The 20,959-nt window shown below is 59.0% G+C and carries 17 protein-coding genes and 6 pseudogenes; 7 read left to right on the forward strand and 16 right to left on the reverse strand.

All coding sequences use genetic code 11. The annotated features are described in order from the left end of the window. Nucleotides 1-12: 12 nt before the first annotated feature. The 5 genes and pseudogenes from ACVWW6_RS43065 to ACVWW6_RS43085 all read right to left on the reverse strand — a co-directional run bounded on the left by ACVWW6_RS43065 (nucleotide 13) and on the right by ACVWW6_RS43085 (nucleotide 4,207). Entirely contained in the window at nucleotides 13-612 is a 600-nt protein-coding gene (locus ACVWW6_RS43065; RefSeq protein WP_456682916.1) for an alpha/beta hydrolase, read from the reverse strand. Next, nucleotides 551-1,646 (reverse strand): annotated as a pseudogene (locus ACVWW6_RS43070) (IS3 family transposase). The gene ACVWW6_RS43065 and the pseudogene ACVWW6_RS43070 overlap by 62 nt, the downstream one beginning before the upstream one ends. Before the next feature lie 33 nt (nucleotides 1,647-1,679). Beyond that, entirely contained in the window at nucleotides 1,680-2,597 is a 918-nt protein-coding gene (locus ACVWW6_RS43075; protein ID WP_456682917.1) for an alpha/beta hydrolase, read from the reverse strand. 12 nt (nucleotides 2,598-2,609) lie between these two features. After that, nucleotides 2,610-3,674: a S1 family peptidase gene (locus ACVWW6_RS43080; RefSeq protein WP_456682918.1), complete on the reverse strand. Its 1,065-nt coding sequence runs from the start codon at nucleotides 3,672-3,674 to the stop codon at nucleotides 2,610-2,612. A 110-nt stretch (nucleotides 3,675-3,784) separates the two neighbouring features. Then, nucleotides 3,785-4,207, reverse strand: a complete 423-nt coding sequence (locus ACVWW6_RS43085) for a M12 family metallopeptidase (RefSeq protein WP_456682919.1) — start codon at nucleotides 4,205-4,207, stop codon at nucleotides 3,785-3,787. Nucleotides 4,208-4,315: 108 nt separating this feature from the next. Here ACVWW6_RS43085 and ACVWW6_RS43090 point away from each other — a divergent pair, with 108 nt between their 5' ends. Next, nucleotides 4,316-5,281 carry an IS481 family transposase gene (locus tag ACVWW6_RS43090; RefSeq protein ID WP_161533310.1) on the forward strand — a complete coding sequence of 322 codons (966 nt, stop codon included), beginning with the start codon at nucleotides 4,316-4,318 and terminating at the stop codon, nucleotides 5,279-5,281. On the opposite strand, the gene ACVWW6_RS43095 is transcribed toward ACVWW6_RS43090, so the two are convergent. Both ACVWW6_RS43095 and ACVWW6_RS43100 read right to left on the reverse strand, forming a co-directional pair. Next, nucleotides 5,270-5,482 carry a hypothetical protein gene (locus ACVWW6_RS43095; RefSeq protein ID WP_456682920.1) on the reverse strand — a complete coding sequence of 71 codons (213 nt, stop codon included), beginning with the start codon at nucleotides 5,480-5,482 and terminating at the stop codon, nucleotides 5,270-5,272. The two genes, ACVWW6_RS43090 and ACVWW6_RS43095, sit on opposite strands and share 12 nt — an antisense overlap. 4 nt (nucleotides 5,483-5,486) lie before the next feature. Beyond that, a complete protein-coding gene (locus tag ACVWW6_RS43100) occupies nucleotides 5,487-6,269 on the reverse strand; it encodes a hypothetical protein (RefSeq protein ID WP_161536421.1) in 783 nt (260 codons plus the stop codon). Nucleotides 6,270-7,301: 1,032 nt separating this feature from the next. Between ACVWW6_RS43100 and ACVWW6_RS43105 the strand changes: the two are divergent. Continuing rightward, a pseudogene (locus ACVWW6_RS43105) lies at nucleotides 7,302-8,643 on the forward strand (IS1380 family transposase). 627 nt (nucleotides 8,644-9,270) lie between these two features. Here ACVWW6_RS43105 and ACVWW6_RS43110 read toward each other — a convergent pair. Next, nucleotides 9,271-10,296 (reverse strand): IS110 family RNA-guided transposase, encoded by a 1,026-nt coding sequence (locus tag ACVWW6_RS43110; protein ID WP_456682921.1) that lies wholly within the window; start codon nucleotides 10,294-10,296, stop codon nucleotides 9,271-9,273. Nucleotides 10,297-10,651: 355 nt separating this feature from the next. Here ACVWW6_RS43110 and ACVWW6_RS43115 point away from each other — a divergent pair, with 355 nt between their 5' ends. Next, nucleotides 10,652-11,518, forward strand: coding sequence for a host specificity protein (locus ACVWW6_RS43115; RefSeq protein WP_456682922.1), 867 nt, complete (start codon nucleotides 10,652-10,654; stop codon nucleotides 11,516-11,518). A gap of 63 nt (nucleotides 11,519-11,581) precedes the next feature. On the opposite strand, the gene ACVWW6_RS43120 is transcribed toward ACVWW6_RS43115, so the two are convergent. After that, nucleotides 11,582-12,717 (reverse strand): IS3 family transposase gene (locus tag ACVWW6_RS43120; RefSeq protein ID WP_456682923.1). Its coding sequence is split into 2 segments (ribosomal slippage): nucleotides 11,582-12,459 and nucleotides 12,459-12,717, totalling 1,137 coding nucleotides; the frame shifts between segments, so codons are not numbered across the junction. Nucleotides 12,718-13,244: 527 nt separating this feature from the next. Between ACVWW6_RS43120 and ACVWW6_RS43125 the strand changes: the two are divergent. Continuing rightward, nucleotides 13,245-13,675 (forward strand): annotated as a pseudogene (locus ACVWW6_RS43125) (transposase); the annotation flags it as partial. Nucleotides 13,676-13,791: 116 nt separating this feature from the next. On the opposite strand, the gene ACVWW6_RS43130 reads toward ACVWW6_RS43125, so the two are convergent. Beyond that, nucleotides 13,792-14,313 carry a hypothetical protein gene (locus ACVWW6_RS43130; protein WP_456682924.1) on the reverse strand — a complete coding sequence of 174 codons (522 nt, stop codon included), beginning with the start codon at nucleotides 14,311-14,313 and terminating at the stop codon, nucleotides 13,792-13,794. Nucleotides 14,314-14,498: 185 nt separating this feature from the next. Beyond that, nucleotides 14,499-15,116, reverse strand: coding sequence for an N-formylglutamate amidohydrolase (locus tag ACVWW6_RS43135; RefSeq protein ID WP_456682925.1), 618 nt, complete (start codon nucleotides 15,114-15,116; stop codon nucleotides 14,499-14,501). Nucleotides 15,117-15,541: 425 nt separating this feature from the next. Between ACVWW6_RS43135 and ACVWW6_RS43140 the strand changes: the two genes are divergently transcribed. Both ACVWW6_RS43140 and ACVWW6_RS43145 read left to right on the forward strand, forming a co-directional pair. After that, nucleotides 15,542-15,934 (forward strand): avidin/streptavidin family protein, encoded by a 393-nt coding sequence (locus tag ACVWW6_RS43140; RefSeq protein ID WP_097670005.1) that lies wholly within the window; start codon nucleotides 15,542-15,544, stop codon nucleotides 15,932-15,934. An 888-nt stretch (nucleotides 15,935-16,822) separates the two neighbouring features. Beyond that, a complete protein-coding gene (locus ACVWW6_RS43145; protein ID WP_097670001.1) occupies nucleotides 16,823-17,029 on the forward strand; it encodes a cold-shock protein in 207 nt (68 codons plus the stop codon). Nucleotides 17,030-17,253: 224 nt separating this feature from the next. Here the strand turns inward: ACVWW6_RS43145 and ACVWW6_RS43150 are convergent. Next, nucleotides 17,254-17,736: pseudogene (locus ACVWW6_RS43150) on the reverse strand (transposase); the annotation flags it as partial. Here ACVWW6_RS43150 and ACVWW6_RS43155 point away from each other — a divergent pair. After that, nucleotides 17,716-18,021 (forward strand): annotated as a pseudogene (locus tag ACVWW6_RS43155) (IS110 family transposase); the annotation flags it as partial. The pseudogenes ACVWW6_RS43150 and ACVWW6_RS43155 sit on opposite strands and share 21 nt — an antisense overlap. 293 nt (nucleotides 18,022-18,314) lie before the next feature. Here the strand turns inward: ACVWW6_RS43155 and ACVWW6_RS43160 are convergent. From ACVWW6_RS43160 to ACVWW6_RS43175, 4 genes and pseudogenes are all read right to left on the reverse strand, one after another. Beyond that, nucleotides 18,315-18,659, reverse strand: coding sequence for a hypothetical protein (locus tag ACVWW6_RS43160; protein ID WP_456680068.1), 345 nt, complete (start codon nucleotides 18,657-18,659; stop codon nucleotides 18,315-18,317). Then, nucleotides 18,659-19,285: pseudogene (locus ACVWW6_RS43165) on the reverse strand (transposase); the annotation flags it as partial. The pseudogene ACVWW6_RS43165 and the gene ACVWW6_RS43160, both read right to left, overlap by 1 nt. 13 nt (nucleotides 19,286-19,298) lie before the next feature. After that, nucleotides 19,299-20,582: a type II toxin-antitoxin system HipA family toxin gene (locus ACVWW6_RS43170; RefSeq protein WP_456682926.1), complete on the reverse strand. Its 1,284-nt coding sequence runs from the start codon at nucleotides 20,580-20,582 to the stop codon at nucleotides 19,299-19,301. Beyond that, nucleotides 20,569-20,946: a helix-turn-helix transcriptional regulator gene (locus tag ACVWW6_RS43175; RefSeq protein WP_456682927.1), complete on the reverse strand. Its 378-nt coding sequence runs from the start codon at nucleotides 20,944-20,946 to the stop codon at nucleotides 20,569-20,571. Before ACVWW6_RS43175 ends, ACVWW6_RS43170 begins: the two co-directional genes overlap by 14 nt. Between the last annotated feature and the right edge of the window lie 13 nt (nucleotides 20,947-20,959).

Consider the following 20,959-nt stretch of genomic DNA (forward strand, 5'->3'; position numbering starts at 1 on the left):
GAAGAGCCAATTTTAATAGGGATACATCCAATAAGTCGTGGTGGAATCGTCGGGCATCGATCGCAAGGTCGGGGTCCGCTGCGGGGGTTTAAGATGCGTCGAAGAAGAGATGATCCGGCCTATATCATCGAGAACCGCGCGGCTGGTTGAGTACGTACTGTGATTTAGAGCAAACATTTCGCTCCCCACCGCGGAAACATCAATCGTTTCGATCCCGGGCACGAGAGTCGGCCCACTCTTGGATACGAACCCCATTCGCGAGGTGGATTGCGCCTTCTTCATGGAGGCGAGCAAGGCGAGATCCGTTGAGGAGGCGTATAGGGTGACCGCGCCTGCTGCTGATTTGATCTGGTTAGCTCTTTCCAGATAGAGGTCGCGATCAACATCCGGCGCCGCAAAAATCAGCTCGGTAATGCCTAGCGTCGTCTGGCTCAGCGCGGCTTGCTGCAAAGCTCCCAATACCACCTCGCTGCCCAAGCTGTGTGCGATTGAACTGGTCCCGGTTGTCTGAACAAAACTTCCGCGTCGATAAGTGGAGCGTCTGCCGGGGTTAGGCCGCCGCGCGGAGCGGAGGAAGATCGAAGTAGGCTTGATCCGGGGTGCGGTCGTCAAGGCTCGGCCGATCGAGTTACGGGCCTCGCTGACGTTTTCATAGGCTCGCAGATAGACCTCCTCGTATTTGACGCTGCGCCACAGCCGTTCGACGAACACGTTGTCCCGCCATGCCCCCTTGCCATCCATGCTGATGGCGATGCCGTAGCTGGCAAGCAGACTGGTGAACGCCGCGCCCGTGAACTGCGAACCCTGGTCGGTGTTGAAGATTTCCGGCCTGCCATGACGAGCGAGAGCATCCTCCAACGTCCCGACGCAGAAGGCCGCCTCCATCGTGATCGACAGCCGCCACGACAGAACACGGCGTGTCGCCCAGTCCAGCACCACGGCGAGATAAACGAAGCCGTGCGCCATTGGAATGTAGGTGATGTCCATGGCCCAGACCTGGTTCGGCCGCGTGATCTCGATGCCGCGCAGCAGATACGGATAGATCTTGTGACTGGGCTCGGGCTTGGTGGTGCGCGGGCGGCGATAGAGCGCCTCTATCCCCATCCGCCGCATGAGCGTCTTCACATGCCGGCGGCCGATCTTGCACCCCTGCAAAGCCAGCAGGCCTCGCAACATACGCGAACCGGCGAAGGGATACTCCAGATGCAGCCGATCGAGACGCTGCATGATCTCGAGGTCGGCTGAAGAGACTGGACGCGGCAGATAGTACACGCTGCTGCGGCTGACCTTCAAAATCTCTGCTTGCTTGGTGATCGGTAGATCGTGTTCACAATCGATCATCGCTTTGCGCTCAGCCATCCCGCCTTGGTGAGCGCGCCTTCTAAAAAATCGTTCTCCAGCGTCAGCTCTCCGATCTTGGCGTGCAGCGACTTCACATCGACCGCGGGCGTGGCCGGTGTCCCGCCTCCCGGTCCGAAAATATCGGAGGCGCCGCCCTCAAGCTGGGATTTCCAGGCCGTAATCTGATTGGGATGAACGTCGAAATGCTCCGCCAACTGGGCTATCGTGCGATCGCCCTTGACGGCGGCCAGCGCCACCTTCGCCTTGAAGGCCGGTGAGTGGTTCCGGCGCGGTCGTCTGCTCATGGTTTCTCCTGTTCACGGCGATTATCGCCGCTGTCAGGCAGAAATTCCACTTATCGTCCTGTCCAAATTTGTGGAGCCGGCTCTGATCACGATAATCCTGGAAACTTTCGCTTCCTTCTTGATGAGCTGAAGGAGATCGAACAAGCCGTCCGGCGCATAGAGTGCGCTTTCGCGATCGTAGTCATAATCGAGCAGCCCGCCCTTGGACGGCCAGGAATACATCATGACGCGACCTTTGTAGTTCGCATCGAAAGCAATCTGCGCTGCCTTAAATGCAGCGTCGGAAAAACCGACGTTGTAGCCATGCACAAAGAGCATCATGCTGTCGGCGGGATTTGCGATAGCGGAAGCGAACTCTTCGCGAGACAGACGATATAGCTTCTGGATTCGGAAATGCTTTCTGTCGTCTTCCGCCTCCTTGCGTAGCCCAAACCAGCTCGTCTTCGGCGTCTCAACTTCGCCCATCTTGTGAACGACGGGAATACTGACGGTCACGTAACCAAAAGTGTTGGTGGCAGAACGAGCATAGGAGATCTGGCTCAATTCGAGACCAGGCCCGCCCGTCACCATGCGATTCGTGGCGAAGTGGACCGGCACCAGACCCTTGATAGCCGACTTGTTGACCACAACCTCGGCACCGGTGGTGCTCTTGTCAGGCGGCGCCTCCTGGCTCGCCTCACCGGTTGTCGGTCGCCACGGCCGATAGCCATGATAGTGACGGACATGATGGTAATACCCGGGGCCATAGCAGAATCTCTTGAACGCGCTCCCATGTTTCTGCGGAGCTTTGTGAACATGCGGCTTGGCAGGCTGTGAGACCGGACCTTGGTGGGCGCAACCGGTGGCGAGCGCGCAGAACAAGATAACGAGCCCTGTCCGAACGTGCTGGAACGCGTGGCGGAGCCAATGTAACCGGTTCGAAGCGTGGGTTGGCAGGGCGAGCATAACCATCCGGTCCGTTACCTACTTCGCTAGAATCTGGGAAAGATTGACGGTCGCGCCCAGCCATCCGCGATACCTGTCGACGGCAGGTCCGCTGGTGAGCCTGTAGGTGAAACGAGCCTGTGCCCCGCTGCCGTTTATCGCGCAAGCAATATTGCCGGCACCATTGGCGGTCTCCACGTGCCAGGAGCACCCCGTGATTCGGTACCCAGGTTCAGCCGCGAAGGTCTCAGCGTAATCAGCCGAGTGCTCCGCAAATACGACCGGGTGATCGTCCTTGGTCTTGTCCACCGTAAACGACCGCTCGATCTGCTTTGGCTCGACGAGTTGCGATACCGGAACGTTCACTATCAGTCGCCGGTCCTCCGGCAGAAGAGTGTGGATCGCTCCGGCAAGAATTTCGGGAATTTTCACGCCGGCATTGGCTTGCGTCTGCACATGCGTAGAATTCAGCCTGCTCCAGTTCTCAAACGAGATCGTCGTGTCGACCCACTTCGTCCAGCAAACAGAGGGCTGGGGAATGGCCGTGATCATGCTGTAGAGCGGGCTGGCGGTAATCACAGTGGCTGGAATGATGAAGTTGACGCCAGAAACCTGCGCATCGTTCCACTTAATAATGCCACCGACCGCAATCCCCAGCAGTGCGCCGAACTCGTTGAATGCGGGTCCCCCGCTGTTGCCGACGTTCATGACCGTGTCGGTCTGCCAGCGACCATTCGGGCTAGTCTGGTTGCTTATCAGACCGCTCGATATGCTGAGATCCAGATCGAGGGGATATCCGAGCAGATACAGCTGAGTCCCCATCGGGGCTTGCTGGTTGTCGTCGATCACCGGCATCGGGCAACGCGATGCGCCACCGCTGTTGTTGACGGGCTGAGACAATTCGAGGAGCGCCAGGTCCCTGGCATCATCGCGATGAATCGCGGTGACTTTGATCGGGTTCGCATTGCGCGATCCGAGACGAGCATTGACTTCGAAGCTCTTGTAGTTCTCCTCGCGTCCGATCACATGGCTGTTGGTCAGCACGAGGTTGTCGCCGATCAGCAGCCCGGAGCCGCCGCCGACCTCCTGCTTGTCGTTGTACATGACGCCAACATACTGGACGTGAACCGTCCTGACATTGTACCGCGCAGCAACCTGCACCGCCGCGCGGTCCGCTTGCGCCGGCGGGCAGAAGAATAGAGACAGGCCAAATGTCAGGAAGGATAGAATGTTCTGACAGCGGCGATGTCGAGCGGGCTGAGTTGTCCGTTTCCGTTCCATGCTGGATTACAATAGTTCATGATGGAATTGGGGTCGTATTTGGTGACTTTATAATCGCCGACCGAGCCAGACGCTTTCTCGTTGCGGCACTGCTCCGGCGCATCGTCGCGGTTCTGTTCATGCGTGAAACCAAGCGCATGTCCGAATTCGTGGACCGCAACCGCACGAATGCAGAACTCGCGTCTATCTCGACAGCCTTTGCTCCAATGATTGAAACTGAAATTGAGAGTCATGCCCGATGGCTTGCGGTCAAGGTATTTTCCGACGACATCGGTGTGAGCGCCCTCATCAGCGACCCGCACGTGCACACCGGGCGCGCCGTCGGTACACAACGACCAGGTCTTCGAAAACCACACTCCGCCTTGCGCCGCAGTCTGCCAAGTCTCCGCAACCGCTTTTCGAACTAGGTGTTTAGTCCCAGGCTTTGATGGTGCATTCTTATCGCACGATTCGAAGGATGCGCTATGGGACAAGTTTTACACGGCTGCGCCACCACGACGGAGGCAGTCCGTCGAGCAATACAAAATAGTCAAGAGAGCCTGAGGGCGCTCGCCAAGCGCTACGGGATCAACCAGAAGACTGTCGCGAAGTGGAAGGAGCGCGAGACTGTCGCCGATATCCCGACAGGCCCCAGGGACGCCAAGTCGACAGTGCTTTCCATCGAGGAGGAGGCGATCATCGTCGCTTTCCGGCGGCATACGCTATTGCCGCTCGACGATTGCCTCTATGCGCTCCAACCGACCATCCCGCATCTGACGCGATCATCCCTGCATCGCTGTCTCCAGCGCCACGGCATCAGCCGATTGCCAGAGGTCGAAGGCAGCAAGCCTGCGAAGAAAAAGTTCAAGGCTTACCCGATCGGCTATTTCCACATCGACATCGCCGAGCTGCAGACCGCTGAAGGCAAGCTCTACCTCTACGTCGCCATCGATCGCACCAGCAAGTTCGCCTTCGTGCAACTGGTCAGGAAGACGGGAAGGACCTCCGCCTCGGCCTTCCTCGAAGCCCTGATCGCGGCTGTCCCCTACAAGATCCACACGGTTCTCACCGACAATGGGATCCAGTTCACTTTCCCGCCGCGCTACGCGGACGGCCCGACGGCAAGATATACGACACATATGTTCGATATCCGCTGCCAAGAGAATGGCATCGAACATCGGCTGACCAAGATCAAGCATCCCTGGACCAATGGCCAGGTCGAGCGCATGAACCGCACGATCAAGGAAGCGACCGTCCAACGCTACCATTACGATCGACACGATCAGCTCGAAGCACACCTTGCCGACTTCATTAACGCCTACAACTACGCTCGACGGCTGAAGACCCTGAAGGGCCTCACGCCCTACGAATACATCTGCAAATGCTCGACTTCCCAGCCAGAACGATTCAAACTTAATCCGCTCCAGCAAATGCCGGGACTAAACACCTAGGTCGGCATACTTTTGATCCTTCGGCTGCAGATTCTCCCAGCAGACGGGGATTTCCTTAATCTCCCATTTCGATCCGCGAATGACCGTGCCGTACAGCTCCATTTCGGACACGCCCGAAGGAAGCGCGGGCTGAGCATTCGCGCCCCAAGAGATCAAGAGCGCGAGCAGCAGAACGAGTCTGGGTAACCAGAGGCGAATCATTGTCCTAATGCGTCGGGGTTGGGGTCGGCGGGAACACAGGCACCGGCGCCACGATGAAACCATTTGTCCGGGGTCCGCCGCCCGTACGGCGTCCGGCGCCTCCCGGGAATTCCTGCGACTTCTCTCCTCCCGGCGAGGGAGCGGTGTAAATTGGATTGTCCTTTGATCCAAGCGGCGGCGTTTTTGCCGCGTAGCCGGCGGACCCGGATTTGGCTCCGTTGGCAAGCACCGCGTTCGGACCGTTAATGTAGATACCGAGATTGCTGAACTGCTGAGCGGAGGCAGAGGCCTGAACTGCAGCAGGCGTCCAACGCGACGACGTGAGGGAGTACTTTGCCTCGACGCCGCCGGTAACCTGGATCGAAAAGGTGTACGTCATCTGCGCCGGCTCCGCGCTCTCCGAAGGCATGGCCGGCGTGAGATTGTTAGCGGCGATGAGAATAGCATTGTCCCGCAACCAAGCCGCCAGTGGCTTGGACGCATCGACAATGATGCGCTTATAGGCGGCGCGGTCCGGGTACTTGTTCTCGGCGAGTCCCTCGAGCTCGATCAGGTCCGTAGGCGTTCCTCGATAGCAGCCACGCTCGTACGTTGCGGGTCCCGCGGCAGCCGGCGTCGAGTCGGACGCAAGCTGGGCGTTCTGCTTCATCAGGAATGACCAGATCAGGTCATAGGTGTCCTGGGCTGAAGCAGTGGGACCCACATGGGTGATCTCACTACTGGTCGCGCTCAGAATCCGCTTGTAATCGAACGCTGTACCGGATCCGAGCCCGCCCGTATCGGTCACCTTCAACTCCAGGAAAAAGGTGCCATACAGGAACGGGTCTATGTCGAGATGAGCGTACCTGTCGAAGGCCTCTTCAGGCCTGGCCTTGTAGATCTTCAGGTATTCCTTCCGCTTCTCTCCTCCCGGCGAGGGAGCCGTGTAAATCGGATTATCCTTTGATCCAAGCCTGGATGGAGAAAAGTGTATGTCATTTGCGCCGGCTCCGCGCTCTCGGTAGGCATCGCCGGCGTGAGATTGTTAGCGGCGATGAGAATAGCATTGTCCCGCACCAGGCTGCCTGTGGCTTGGACGCGTCGACAATGATGCGCTTATAGGCGGCTCGGTCCGGGTACTTGTTCTCAGCACGCCCCTCGAGCTCGATCAGGTCCGCCGGCGTTCCATGATAGCAGCCGCGCTCATACGTTGCCGGTCCCGCGGCCGCTGGCGTCGTATCGGACGCAAGTTGTGCGTTCTGTTTCATCAGGAATGACCAGATCAGGTCATAGGTATCCTGGGCTGAAGCAGTGGGACCCCATGGGTGATTTCACTACTGGTCGCGCTCAGAATCCGTTTGTAATCAAACGCTGTACCGGAGCCGAGCCCGCCGGTATCGGTCACCTTCAACTCCAGGAAGAAAGTGCCATACAGGAACGGATCAATGTCGAAATGAGCGTACCTGTCGAACGCCTCTTCAGGGCGTGACTTCTAGATTTTGAGGTATTCCTTCCGCCGCTCCCGTTCGATCTGGTAGAAAGTCACGACCTCACATCGGATCGACTTGAGGAAATACGGCAGCCCACCGGCCGTAATCACGCCTGTCTGCGGTTCATGAATATAATACAGACTGGTACACCCGCCCATGGCGAGGCAAATACCAACGCAAGCCGCGGCTCGACTGAAATTCCACATATGACCGCCCCGTATCCGCGTCGAGCTAGCCCGTCTTATTCGCAAGAGTGCGCCTGAGGGGTTGGCGAGCGTGGTGTAAAGCGCTGATACGGCGTAGGATTCGGTTGCAACCCATCACCTTCAACCGCGAACGCCACGTCCGCCATGACCGACGATACGATTCCCCCCTTCTCGTTTCCGGCCGTTCACGCCAAGAAAGTCACAGCTGCCTTCGATGGTGGGCGCCTAATCTCGAATGGGGGCGTGATGCTTCTGGCGATGGCCGAGCGGCGTCTCGGTTTGGCCGACAATTTGGCCCGGGTGTTCCCGGATCGGCGCGATCCGACGCGGGTCGTGCACAGCCTTGTCGATATGTTCCGCGCGCGCATGTTCGCGATCTGCTGCGGCTACGAGGACGCCGACGACCTCGATCATCTGAGGTCCGATCCCGCATTCAAGCTGGCCTGCGGACGGCTGCCGGACAGCGGTCGCGATCTGTGTTCCCAACCGACGCTGTCGCGCCTGGAGAATGCTCCGCGCCAGCGCGACGTGATCCGACTGACCTGCATTTTGGTCGATGCATGGATGGATAGCTACCCCCACCAGCCGGCATCCGTCACGCTGGACATCGATGATACCTGCGACGTCGTCCACGGCCATCAGCAGCTCTCGCTGTTCAACGCTCATTATGACGAGCGCTGCTTTCTGCCGATCCACGTCTACGACACGGAGAAGAGCCGGCCCGTGGCAGTCGTGCTGCGGCCCGGCAAGACGCCGGGCGGCGTCGAGGTGTGTGCCCATCTGCGCCGCCTGGTACGGCACATCCGCACGCGATGGCACGACACGCGAATTACGTTCCGTGGCGACGGGCACTATGCCCGGCCGGAGGCAATGGCGTGGTGCGAGACCAACGGCATCGACTACATCCTCGGTCTGTCCGGCACCAAGCCGCTCGCCAGAAAAGTCGACGAGGTCGCCGACGACATCCGCACGCGACGCGCCATCGAGAACCTGCCGGTTCTGCGTGGCTATACCGAGACGCGCCACAAGGCAAAGTCCTCGGATCGCGAACGGCGCATGGTCGCCCGTATCGAGGCGACGATGCTCGGCCTCGACATCCGCTTCGTCGTCACCAGCCTCGATGTCGGTTCGGCCGAGTGGATCTACGACAGCCTGTATTGCGCGGGCGGCCAAGCCGAGAATCTGATCAAGCTGCATAAGACGCAGCTCGCCTCACCGCACCAGCTGCCGTTCGGCGCTCGCCAACCAGGTCCGTCTCGTGCTCCATACGGCCGCTTATTGGCTGATGCTGACCGTGCGCGAGGCGATTCCCAAAGTCCGGGAATTGGCCGCTGCCGAGTTCGCGACGCTGCGTCTTCGGCTCTTGAAAATCGCTGCCCGTGTCGTCGAGACCACGAGCCGCATTCGCCTTGCGTTCGCCGCGGCATGTCCCGAAGCCGACCTGATCCGCGGCTTGCCAGGCGCGCTGCTGCCACTCGGTCCTTGACCGGCGGGGCGTGCGCCCCCGTTCGCCCACCCCATCCCTCAAGCGCGTTGCAAAGTACGGGTCGTCAGGCGGTGAATAGCCGAAGGAAATCCTGTGCGCCTCGTCAGACAAGATGTGCGGCCGCATCAATCGGACTAAAAAGCCGCACTCTCACGAATAGGACGGGCTAGGCGCGGCAGCGACCGTCCTTTTCTTCTTGGTCAATCCACGCGCTGCGGGCGTTGGCCTTAAAGAGCGCGGCGTGGTCTATTTGGTCATCATGGTGGTCGGCAGTAGCGTACCGTGCGCGATATTGTACGGCTTAGGTGCTTTGGCTCGCCATGTTTTTGCGGGAGCGACTTGAAGAGCGAGTCGGCCGGCTACATGTGTGGACGCCCCCTTCGATGCAAGAAGAATCTTTTGGATGGTGCGGCGTGTGATCGGGTGCTGACATGTGTCCGACCTCTGATGCGGCCTTTCACATGCCGCGGGCCCGTATGGGAGTAAGCGGATCGGGTCCAAATCAACTTCCCGTGCTCAAGGCACATATAGCCTGGACTGGTTTTCCCGACCTCGTCTCACCGACCGTTGCGCCATACCTCCATTGACCTTCTCACATCTTCGACCGCCTCAGATCCGCAATCTCGCTCACGCGGCTGCGGTCGGAGTTCGATAAATTCCACCCTTCACCATCAGCGCCCAGACGACACGCGCCATCTTGTTGGCGAGTGCGACAATCACAAGCATTCTCGGTTTCTTGGCGAGCATGCGCGTGAGCCACGAGCCAGCCAGGGCGCCGCGGCTGACCGCTTGGCGGACTACGCTGCTGGCTCCAATAATTAGAAGCCTCCGTAGCGTCCGCTCGCCCATCTTCGACATCTTGCCGAGGCGCTGTTTGCCACCGGTAGAGCGCTGCAATGGCGTCAAGCCTAACCACGCGGCAAAGTCGCGCCCCGCTCTAAATACCTCCATTGGCGGCGCGAGAGCCTCAATCGCTGTCGCAACCACGGCGCCTACACCCGGGATCGCCATCAGTCTCCTGGCAACGTCGTCCTGCTTGGCCCGCCTTGCGATCTCGGCATCAAGTACTTTAAGCTTGGCCTCGAGCGCCTGCAGGGTCTCGACCAAGATCGTAAGAATCGCGCGCGCCGCCTCCGGCAAATCGCATCGGGTATCTTGCACAAGTGCGATCAGTTTGGCGACATGTGCCGGGCCGTGTCGCACGACGTCGCCATACTCGGCGAGATGACCGCGTAGCGCATTGATGACCTGGGTACGCTGGCGCACCAGCAGATCGCGAGTTCGGAACACGACCGCGGATGCTTGCTTCTCCTCGCTCTTGATTGTCACAAAGCGCATAGTCGGGCGTTGCGCAGCTTCGCAGATCGCTTCCGCGTCAGCTGCATCATTCTTCTGGCGTTTAATGAACGGCTTCACGTAATGAGCCGCAATCAGCCTTGTAGTGTGACCGAGCTTTGCGATTCCGCGCGCCCAGTAGTGGGCACTGGCACAGGCCTCCATCGCAACTATACAAGCCGGTTGAACGGCGAAAAACCTAAGCACCTGATCTCGCCGCAACTTCTTTCTGAAAACGACCGCGCCACTCGCATCCGCACCGTGCGCCTGAAATACGTTCTTGGCCAAATCCAAGCCAATTGTGCTAACAGTTACCATGGACGCCTCCTTCAAGTGGTTTCAACGTCTCCACTTTGGCACATCGATGCCGTCGGGGGGCGTCCACCCCATCAACTTCGGCCTGCTCCTGCGATGGCCCGCAGACGTGCCATCATCCGTGCCTTCGCCGAAACTGTCCCGGCTCAAAAGATTGCTTAAATCATCGCTCGTCCGCGTTTTTCACGGAGCACTCTTTATTTATTTGTTTGCACTGCTCCCTTGAGGATTGGGAATGAGCCTAAATTGGCCGCCTATGCGTCAGGTTGTGGTCAGCCAAGCTGTATATCCTCCTCCGCACGGAGCTTGCGCGGCACGAGCTCCAGCGTGCAATTGTGCCGAGAGGAGAGCGAATCTGATGTATGGTAGAATCGTCGGATCGTCCAGCCAGCCTGGAAGCGCCAGCCATGTTGATGAATCTGGAGATGAGGGAGAGAGTCCCCGATTTGCGGACACAGTTGCGGGCATGGAGCCCAGTACGTCGTCGTCGGTGACAACGACGCCATACTCTCTGGCTTCCAAGCCGCCGATCATAGAGATCGATCAAAATTCCTTCGAAAACGGACTGAGGAGATTTTTGGGCGGCGACATCAGGCACGTCGCCGGTAACCCAGAAGAGTACTCGGATCACGTGTCCGAGAAGGCTTGGCGCACAGGAGCGGTTGCTGGAAGCTACCTCAACACTCCCGAATATTCAATCAAGCCAGGACGATTCTACAGCTATCAGTTAGGTGACGAAACCGTCGGGCTTTTAAAAGCAGGTGGGCCGACTCAAATCGAGGGGGAGCAGTTTTGGCAACAGTTTGGACGCAACGATATCACGTCCGTGGTTGAGCTTCGGGTTACTCATCCGTTGGTCGATAACGCGGGCGATATTCTGCTGGAGCATCAACTGCGACTGGACGGCGACCATCCCTTGGTCTTGTCACGTCCTGGCATGGAGGGCATGGAACCCCGTCTGAAAAAAATGGGTTTTGTCCACATGGGTGGTAATGATTGGGCGCTTGATCCTAACCAGCATCCCGAAGTGTGGACGAAGAACGAGAGCAACGAGTGGCAGCGAGTAGACAAACCTACGAAGTATCTTACTAAGGTCGAGGATAGTGACACCGCTTCTAGTGACACCGCTTCTGAAGCAAGTGTCGAAAGTGCCGAAACGACCTCTTCAGGTGGTGATCCGGCATCCCTCTTGGACCAGCACTTCGCACGATTGCGCATGGAGTAGAAAGAGCTGGCCTCGGTTGTCTGAACAGCAATTCCGCGTCGATAAGTGGAGCTTCTGCCGGAGTTAAGCTGTCGCGCGGAACGGCAGCGGGCTGAAGTAAGCTTGATCCGGGGTGCCCCCGTCAAGGCTCGAGTGGGGACGCCGGCCATTATAAAAGGCGAGGTATCGGCCGATCGAGGCGCGGGCGTCGGACACGGTGTCGTAGGCGCGCAGATAGACCTCTTCGTATTTGACGCTGCGCCACAGCCGCTCGACGAACACGTTGTCGCGCCAGGCGCCCCGGCCGTCCATGCTGATTGCGATGCCATGACTGGCGAGCACGCCGGAGAACGCGGCGCCCGTGAACTGCGAGCCTTGGTCGGTGTTGAAGATGTCCGGCTTGCCGTGGCGAGCGAGAGCGTCCTCCAGCGTCTCGACGCAGAATGCGGCTTCCATCGTAATCGAGACGCGCCACGACAGCACCCGGCGGCTGAACCAGTCGAGCACCACCGCGAGATAGACGAAGCCGCGCGCCATCGGGATGTAGGTGATGTCCATCGCCCAGACCTGGTTCGAGCGTGTGATCTCCATCCCGCGCAGCAGATACGGATAGATCTTGTGCCCGGGTTCGGGCTTGGTGGTACGCGGCCGGCGGTAGAGCGCCTCTATCCCCATCCGCCGCATCAGCGTTTTGGCATGCCGGCGGCCGATCTTGCATCCCTCGGCAGCCAGCAGGTCTCGCAACATTCGCGAACCGGCGAAAGGAAACTCCAAATGCAGCCGGTCAAGCCGTTGCATGATCGCGAGGTCGGCGGGCGACACCGGACGTGGTAGATAATAGACACTGCCACGGCTGATCTTCAAAATTTCCGCCTGTTTCGTGATCGGCAGGTCGTGCTCACGGTCAATCATCGCTTTGCGCTCAGCAGGCCGGCTTTGCTGAGCGCGCCTTCTAAAAAATCGTTCTCAAGCGTCAGCTCCCCGATCTTGGCGTGCAGCGTTTTCACGTCCACCGCGGGCTCGCTCGTTCTGTTGCCACCGCCAGGACCAAATACCTCGGCCGCCGCTTCCTGAAGCTGGGACTTCCACTGCGTGATCTGGTTCGGATGCACGTCGAAATGCTCAGCCAGCTCGGCCAGCGTCATCTCGCCCTTGATCGCCGCTAACGCCACCTTGGCCTTGAATGCCGGTGCGTGCTGCCGGCGGGCTCGTCTGCTCATCGTCTCTCCTGATTCGCGGGACAATCTTGCCCGCCGTCAGGCAGAAACTCCACTCATCGCCCTGTCCAGATTTCCGGAGCCAGCTCTGAACAGCCGCAATAAAGAGAGACCTGGGCAGGAAATAACGGCTGTTTCGTGAATGGACGCGGCGCCGCGAAGGTCCTAGCGTTAAACGAGGGGGGCGTACGTTAGCAGCGTGCGCCCCATTCGCCTGCCTATCCTATTCAGAAAGTAATGTAAAAAGGCACTCCGCTCCGTCACAGTGCGAACCACCGATGCGAGGGGCGACCGCCGGTCTTGGTCGAGGCGAACCGCTGCTCGATCTGCTTGGACTCGAGAAGCTGTTGGGTGACGTCGTTCAGACGGCGCAAGTCGAACTCGCCGTTGACCATCTTCTTCAGCGTCGAGCTAGCCCGTCTTATTCGAAAGCGTGCGCCTGAGGGGCTGGCGAGCGTGGTGTAAAGCGTTGATGCGGCGTAGGATTCGGTTGCAACCCATCACCTTCAACCGCGAACGCCACGTCCGCCATGACCGACGATACGATTCTGCCCTTTTCGTTTCCAGCCGTTCACGCCAAGAAAGTCACAGCTGCCTCGATGGTGGGCGCCTAACCTCGAAAGGGGGGGTGATGCTTCTGGCGATGGCCGAGCGGCGTCTTGGTTTGGCCGACAATTTGGCCCGGGTGTTCCCGGATCGGCGCGATCCGACGCGGGTCGTGCACAGCCTGGTCGATATGTTCCGCGCGCGCATGTTCGCGATCTGCTGCGGCTACGAGGACGCCGACGACCTCGATCATCTGCGGTCCGATCCCGCATTCAAGCTGGCCTGCGGACGGCTGCCGGACAGCGGTCGCGATCTTTGTTCCCAACCGACACTGTCACGCCTAGAGAATGGGCCGCGCCTGCGCGACGTGATCCGACTGACCTACATTTTGGTCGACGCATGGATGGATAGCTATTCATCTCCGCGCGGACTTTAGGCGCGAGATCCATCAAGCGAGCCATGGTCAAGGGCTCGTAAGGCCGGGAGCGTTGCCACAACGAAAAGCAGTCGACGACAAAGTCGTCGTCTGCATCAACGCTGGTCAGTACCTCGCTCCGGGATCAGCGGCGCGCCCCCGATTGAGATTGGCCCTTCTGGTTTAGAAGGTTGGACCACTCGCTTGGCCGGCTTCAAAGCGGAATGGGCGGCCGGCGGAGAAGGAACAGGGGGCGTAGGGGCGGGAACGGGCAATTTCTGCAAAGATTCGATCTTCGCCGTGAGCGCCTCGATCTGGTCCGCCATCCGCTTCAAATCGGTTTGCTGGGCACCGATGTTGCGATTGAGCTCTGCGATCTCATCGCTCGCCTTCTGTTGTCCTGATCGAATCTGGAGGAGAGCTTCCCTATCCTCAGGTGACAAGCCTGTAATCGGGACAGGCTCATGCGCCGATGACGTCGCGAAAACTGTCTCGATGTTACTCCAATAGTAGGCTGCCCCGGCGCACAGACCAACGGAGATGACCACGAGCGCGAGAATCCAAGAAACGCGCCTTGGCGATTTGCGCGAGACGGGCGGCAACTCCGAGGCGTTCGCTTGATCAATCACATCCGTCATCCTCAGCCTGTCATTCCCATTCATCGGCCTTTCTCGTTGACGGGATAACTCGCAACGGTCAAGAGCTGCGGCGAGATCCGGGTGCTGACCGCAATTTCCCCGGCAATCTCGCCATCGCCATGTCAGCAATCGCGGTGCGATGTCGCGATTGGAGGTCGGCACGCAGCTGCAGGTGAAGCGTTCTTCTAGATTCGGCACCATCGATCAACCATCTCCGTGAGCGCACCACGAAGGCGGGGCTTCAAAAATTGGAGCCGCGCGTTGTCGATCTCTGGCTGGACAGGATCATCGATACGACCGCAATCCATATAGGTTGTGAAGCGCAATTCGATCTGCAACGCCTTGGTCGAAGCGCTGTAGTGTTTCCTGCCGCCGGCAAACGGTTCATTGGAAACTGCCCGGAAGCCCCGTCGCTCGAACGCGATCACGGCGATCGCTGTTGTGGCCGGTTGACACGACGCACCCGCAAGTCGCCGATTCATACATCGTCTTCGATGGGTCCGTAAAAACGCGTGCAGATCGAGAAGCAGGACGCGCCCGCACAGTTTTCGGAGACGGCGGATGATGTCAGATAGCGCCTGGTGATAAGGTAAGTGGTACTCGGCCAATCTTTGCGAAAGAGTCGTTGGGTCCGGCCGCTCCTGATAAATCGATGTCCCGTCGAACATAGACACGGAAATGACAGCGTCCTGGAAAGGACCAATAGCAGCCCTTCGGGATCGCGATTTAAATCGGCACGTATCGACTGTGTGTCGCCGCAATGCTCGTGATTCCCAGATCTGGCAACCTCTGGAAGATGCCATTCGTTATTTCTTAGCCATGTTCGGTGAAGTTGAGTGAAAGCGGCCGCAATCGACGGCGGAACGAAGGTGCCGCTGTGGGGACACTAGCAATCACCGGAATGGATATGCCTGGCGCAGGTTGCCCGACCCGATACAGCTGTGGGCAATGCCCTCTGGTCTGCGTATGTCCGCGGACGATGGAGCTCATGGGAAGCGCGCCTCACTCACAATAACCGAGCATCAGCTCGGAGCTCGGCCGCCCCAGGCGAACCGACGCGGGGAAGCAATCGAGGGACACCGCCTTCGCCGCGATCCAGCATGATCTTGCGCTTTTGCGCCGCATTCCGTTGCCGAATGCGGGATAACAGCAGCGAACGTCACCTCAAGTTGCACCAAATTAGTGATCCAAGATGCGACTTCTAAGCGAACTCTTTTGGGGCTTCAATATGAAGAGATTTCTGGGATTTTTGTTGATCGCTCAGTTCTTCTTGCTTTTCGCCGAGGCCAGGGCGCAGGGGCTTCCTGCTCCCTCATACTGGAAGAATGAACGGGGTTCAGAGCTGTATGTTTGGTCCACTAATGGCAGGGCAATCCAAGGGACTTTCACGAACCATGCTCAAGGGTTTGCTTGCCAGGGTATCCCTTATCCTGCATCGGGAGCAGTCGGTCCAACCGGACTGTATTTTGTTGTTACTTTTGCCCAGTGCAATTCGTTCACCCGGTGGGTTGGAAAAATTAACGGGGCTCAAATGCCAACGTCATGGACGCTGTTCTACGTTGATAAGAACGGAAAGCCCGGCAAGTTGAAGGGCGCGGATACATTCACGCGCGTATGGTAGTTTTCAATCTTCTTGCAACGTGGCGACCTTAGATCGATAATTCGCTCTCGCGAGTTTCGGACTGCGTCTCTTTGAGACGCGTAAGCTCCGTTTCGCAATGCTCTGGGCTGTCCACGATCAGCAGGTTCGATGCTTCCCGCAAGCCCTGTTGGAACGGCCGAGGAATTGCATCGAAGGGCCTCCCCAGATCCGAAAGGACAGTATAAGCTTGCGTCCAAACTTGTCGGACGATCCGTGCGTTAGCATTTGTTTTCAGGTTCTTGTTTTGAAGCCCAGCGCGGGGTCCGCTAGGGGCCGCTAATGTGTGCGGCGATCGTGCCACTGCGTTTGGTTAACGAATGTGAGTTTTCAGCTCTCGATACTTAAGATTCTCGCCGGCCAACCGGAGGGCCGTGCGAGTCTCGCTGTCCTGAAGGATTACCTAGCGGTATTCTACACCAGCGGTCCGGAGTGGACGGCTCGTATGAAGCGATTGGCAGAGCGGGCCCCGGATCTCAATATTTTCGGACAGAAGCTGGTTGCGCGAGAATCCGGACAGTGGATCATAACGGAAAAAGGCAGGGCCCTTCTTGGTTCGCTGGAACAGATGGCCATGCCGACCACTCAAGAGCGAGCGCTCGAAGGATCGCGTGAGACGCCTCTCGCAAGTAAGCTTCCCGTGCTTCCACCCGCGCTGCAACGCCGCAGCGCCAGCCGCAGGCGTCGCGGCCAGAAACAGCCGAGGACGCGGGACGATCGATCGGCCTAACGGCTCTGTGAAGCTCAGAGCGACGACCGATGTCGCTCAATAGTGAGCGGCGGGGCAACATCGCACGCGACCTACGAGGAGGGTCTTGATCATTCTGCGAACAGTAGATAGATCGCGGTCATTTGCATGGAGATATTATAGTGGCAACCGGTATAGTAAAGTGGTTCAACGCGACGAAGGGCTACGGCTTTATTAGGCCGGATGATGGGGGAGCCGACGTATTCGTGCACATCAGAGCAGTCGAGAAGGCCGGCTACACCGCTCTTGCGGAGGGGGCGCGGATCAGCTTCGATGTCAAGATGGGTAGCTCGGGTAAGGTGTCCGCAGAAAATCTGCGTTTTGGTTGATTTGCGCCATCAGCTTCGCGGCCGTCGCTGTGTAAGCCGAGCAATGCCTGCGCGGCTCAAGCGATCATCCCTGGGGTCGAGAGCTAGTCTTACTGCATCATAAATTTCGATGACTGCTTTGTCTTGAGATTGCTCTGATACAACAAGGGCATCGAGATAGTGTGGACGCGAGAGCGGCGCTCAATTTCCGCCGGACAGTCGAGATCGAATTTGGAACGTGGCGTTCAGGCCGCAATGGCGGAACCCCTCGGGCGATAAGTTTCGGGAATTGTAACCTCTTTGAAAAACCCGGCCGAACCTGTTGCTGAGCGGGGAATCGTCTCCCGCTCGGAGACCAGGAATCCGTAGGCCGCGATGCACAGCGTTGCATGATGGTGGAAGCCGCGCCAGCCTCGTCCCTCGAAGTGGCCAAGACCGATCTCCTGTTTGAGTTCGTGGTAGTCGCGCTCGATGCGCCAACGCAGCTTGGCCGTGTCAACCAGGTGACGGAATCCAATGTTCTCCGGAAGCGTCGAGAACCAATATTTGGTGGGTGCTTCCGCGCCCTCCGGCCACTCGATCAGCAGCCATTCCTGCGGCCGGCTTTCGGCAAGCCAGTAATCTCGATGTGCCGGACGGATGCGCACACGGGCAAAGCGCGAGGATAAGCGTTCTGCCGTCCCTTCACGCCACGTGATCTTGCGCCAAGCACCATCCGACGCGGCGGTATCACCAAGGCTGGCAACGCTCTGGCCAGGCGGGCTCTGATCGAGGGGGCATGGACCTATCGCATGCAAGCCCGCGTCAGTCGCAAGCTCCATGACCGTAACGAGCGCCTGCCTCAAGTTATCCGCGATATCGCCTGGAAGGCCCAGGTCAGGCTATGCGCTCGCTATCGGCGCTTGTCGGCGGCCGGCAAACCCAAGGTGATCGTCACCACCGCCATTGCACGTGAGATGGTCGGCTTCCTGTGGGCGATCACTCGTCAAGTACAACTCGGGCCGGCCGCCTGAAGAGCGCCGACCATATCGGTGCCCAGGGCAGGAGGCAGGGCGCGGTGGGGAATCCTCGTGGCCTGTTATGAGCCGGCATTGCCGACGCTCGCCCTCTAGACCGAGGCAGCCCCAAGACGAAACCACGGTCATGCGGTAGCCAACCCGCGCATGAGAGCTTGATCAACCGTCGTCTTTAGCCCTGCCTCCTACCGTGGGCACCTTCGAAGTCCAGCGTCCGGGCGCTCAGCCGGAAGCGGCTCCGCTTGATCGAGTCGCTTGACAGCAAACATGAGAGCAGGGTGTTGAAAAACTCAGCCGCGTTCGCAAACGAAGGCGGAATCGTCGCCGTTGTGGATGTAGAAGTGGCCGACGAGCCTGCCCGCGGTGCCAATCATAGCCCATCCGCGACCGCAGGATGGATCATTCTCATCGTGCCCTTCCCATGAGAACTCCGCGCAAGGCGAACCGTCGCGGGTGCCGTAGCGCACGTCCAAGAAGCCCTTAAGAGCCCCAAAGGCGATTTCGCCATCGGACTTGCCCTGGAAGGTGAGATGCGCCTCTTCGACAAGATCGAGGAAGTCGCTGTCCCAGACGTCCATCTCGACGATGCGCCAACGTCCGACAAAGGCCTTGGCGAAGCCGGGCACCTTGCCCATCAGCCGGTCTCCGCGATCAACTTGGGCAGCCGCACCAGATTGTAGGCGCTGGCAGCGAAGGTGAAGGCCCATGCGACGCGATCACGGCCACGGAAGCTGGTCTTCTCTTGACCGGCGACCGTCTTGATCCAGCCGAACGCCTCCTCGATGCGCTTGCGGATGCGCTGGCTGACGGCATAGCCGCTGTGCCGGGTCGTTCTCCCGTCGATCGAAGAGCTGCGGCCGCTGGTGTTCTGCGCAACATGCGGCGTTACGTTCATCGAGCGCAGCTCGTTGACGAAGTCCTCTGCGTCGTAGGCTTTGTCGGCGCCAAGCGTGATTGCTGTCGGCCGGTCGGCACGAGGCTCAATCATGTGCAGCGCGGCCACTCGCTCGGCATGCCCATCGGCCCGCGTCAGGCAGGCGTCGACCAGCAGGCCGTGGCGGTTCTCCATCAGCCCATGCCCGATGAAGCACAGCTTCGTCTCCTTACCCTTGCGGTAGAGCGTAGCATCGGGATCAGTCGTCGAAGCATGGGTGTCGTTCGAGCGTTTCTTGCCGTGGAAGTCCGCATCAGCATTGCGCCCGCCGCCTTGCGCCGGCGGCTCGCCCGAGCCGTCCTTGGGTTTGACGCTCTTCATTGTTGCCGCAAGCCCGACGTCATTTGACGAGTTTGGCGAGTATTTTGGGAGCGTCAACGAAGGCGAACGGGTTCAGGAACTGCCGCCCCCATAGGAAATTGCGATCGACCTCTGTAAGTGACGCGGCGTCGCATACGTCATTCCAGAATGTCTTGATCGCCCTGATCTGTCGAGCAATGAGATCCGTGGCCTCGTTGGTATCGAGCAGGAAGAGCGGCGCCGCCTTCAGGCAAACGGAGATTTGGCTTGTGCGTTGCTCGCCGACAATGAGCATTGCCTGGGTTGTCTCGCCGACCGTCCTGACTTGCGGGCAGATATCATAGGCGGGCGTCAGCGCGAGATCTTTTCCATTCCAAAAGCCCGCGTGATTGCGGGCATGATCGTCTGTATTGCCGCAAAGGATATTGAACACCATCCGGCCATACAATTCTTTGAGCGTTTCCTTGGGCGAAGTGAACCGGTGACGGATAATAGTCGCAAGGTCTTCGTAGCTTGCGTAACGCGCCATCATCTCGTCGAGCCCGAGCAAGGTCAGCGCTGATACCATGACGCGACGCTGCCATCCGTCATCGACTTTCTGCCGATCGAAACGCTCGATCAGCAGCACCTCTTTGCCGGCGGCGCGCTCGAGAGCGACGGAAGCGGCGGCAAGTCCTGCTTTGGCGGCCAGCCGCATTGCCACGAACTCGGCTTTCACGACATTGTAGAGGTCGTTCTGTGAAGAGAACTTGGTGATGTACTTCTTGCTGTCTGACGTGATCATCGTCTTGGGCCGGGCACCGCCAATCGAGCTTCCGTGCAGAAGCGCGCGATCGAGGTCCTGCGTCAGCGGCAGGCCCTTTTCGACGAGCGCGGTCGCGGCTTGAAGTTCTTCGAGCGATGCAGCCGAAGCCTCCCGCGGCACGTACTTTTCTGCCGACGACTGGAAATCGAGGGCTCCGATGCGGTCGGAGCCAGATTCGAGAAGATAGGTCAGTTCGTCGATCTCCGCAGCGTCGACCTCCTTGCTGCTCTTCCCGAATTTGCGGTTGATGATTACGCGACGTCCCCAGGCGTCGGGAGCCGCGTCGCGAATGCAATTAGGCATCATCAATCCCGGCGTCAGGGGAAGGACCCCACGACGTAACGGCAGTTCCGGATCGTAGAGCGCAATGGCGTTGTTGCGCGCGAGATAGGTCTGTCCGTAGTTGAAGAGGAACTGATTGCCAGAGGCAAACAAGCGGCCGGCCACGACCGGCGTGGTCTTACCGGGTAGCCAGACCCATACGAAGGCCTCGGCCGGCTTCTTGTCAGAAGTCGTCATCGGGCCTCACGCGCGGGGCATGGACGGCTTTTGGCAATAGCCTCATCACGGCCGAATTCGATGCGAGAGCGCTGGTCAGCGTGCGTTCATCCGCTTCAAACAGCGGTACGCCCGCGATGGTGGCGGCTTCGAAAACGGCGCCAAGTGTGCAGCCAAGATCGCCATTCTCGATACGTCGCAAGAGTCCACGGGAAAGGCCCGCCCGGTCGGCGAGCTCTTCGGTCGTCATCTTGCGATCGATGCGGGCCTTGCGGATGAGCTGCCCCAGAAGTGCAGCCGCATCCTTGGCATATCGAGAGTATGGTCTCGTTTTCTTGGGCATCTCACGATCCATTAATAGACCATTGTGGTTATTATGGCTCATTTATAAACCAATC

The sequence above is a fragment of the Bradyrhizobium sp. USDA 3311 genome (assembly GCF_054062495.1).

Coding starts and splice junctions, on each gene's coding strand:
- ACVWW6_RS43170 (WP_456682926.1), bottom strand. CDS start 20,582: ATGACGACTTCTGACAAGAAGCCGGCCGAGGCCTTCGTATGGGTCTGG.
- ACVWW6_RS43090 (WP_161533310.1), top strand. CDS start 4,316: ATGGGACAAGTTTTACACGGCTGCGCCACCACGACGGAGGCAGTCCGT.
- ACVWW6_RS43175 (WP_456682927.1), bottom strand. CDS start 20,946: ATGAGCCATAATAACCACAATGGTCTATTAATGGATCGTGAGATGCCC.
- ACVWW6_RS43130 (WP_456682924.1), bottom strand. CDS start 14,313: ATGACGGATGTGATTGATCAAGCGAACGCCTCGGAGTTGCCGCCCGTC.
- ACVWW6_RS43110 (WP_456682921.1), bottom strand. CDS start 10,296: ATGGTAACTGTTAGCACAATTGGCTTGGATTTGGCCAAGAACGTATTT.
- ACVWW6_RS43160 (WP_456680068.1), bottom strand. CDS start 18,659: ATGGGCAAGGTGCCCGGCTTCGCCAAGGCCTTTGTCGGACGTTGGCGC.
- ACVWW6_RS43135 (WP_456682925.1), bottom strand. CDS start 15,116: ATGGCATCTTCCAGAGGTTGCCAGATCTGGGAATCACGAGCATTGCGG.
- ACVWW6_RS43095 (WP_456682920.1), bottom strand. CDS start 5,482: ATGATTCGCCTCTGGTTACCCAGACTCGTTCTGCTGCTCGCGCTCTTG.
- ACVWW6_RS43140 (WP_097670005.1), top strand. CDS start 15,542: ATGAAGAGATTTCTGGGATTTTTGTTGATCGCTCAGTTCTTCTTGCTT.
- ACVWW6_RS43080 (WP_456682918.1), bottom strand. CDS start 3,674: ATGTACAACGACAAGCAGGAGGTCGGCGGCGGCTCCGGGCTGCTGATC.
- ACVWW6_RS43075 (WP_456682917.1), bottom strand. CDS start 2,597: ATGGTTATGCTCGCCCTGCCAACCCACGCTTCGAACCGGTTACATTGG.
- ACVWW6_RS43115 (WP_456682922.1), top strand. CDS start 10,652: ATGTATGGTAGAATCGTCGGATCGTCCAGCCAGCCTGGAAGCGCCAGC.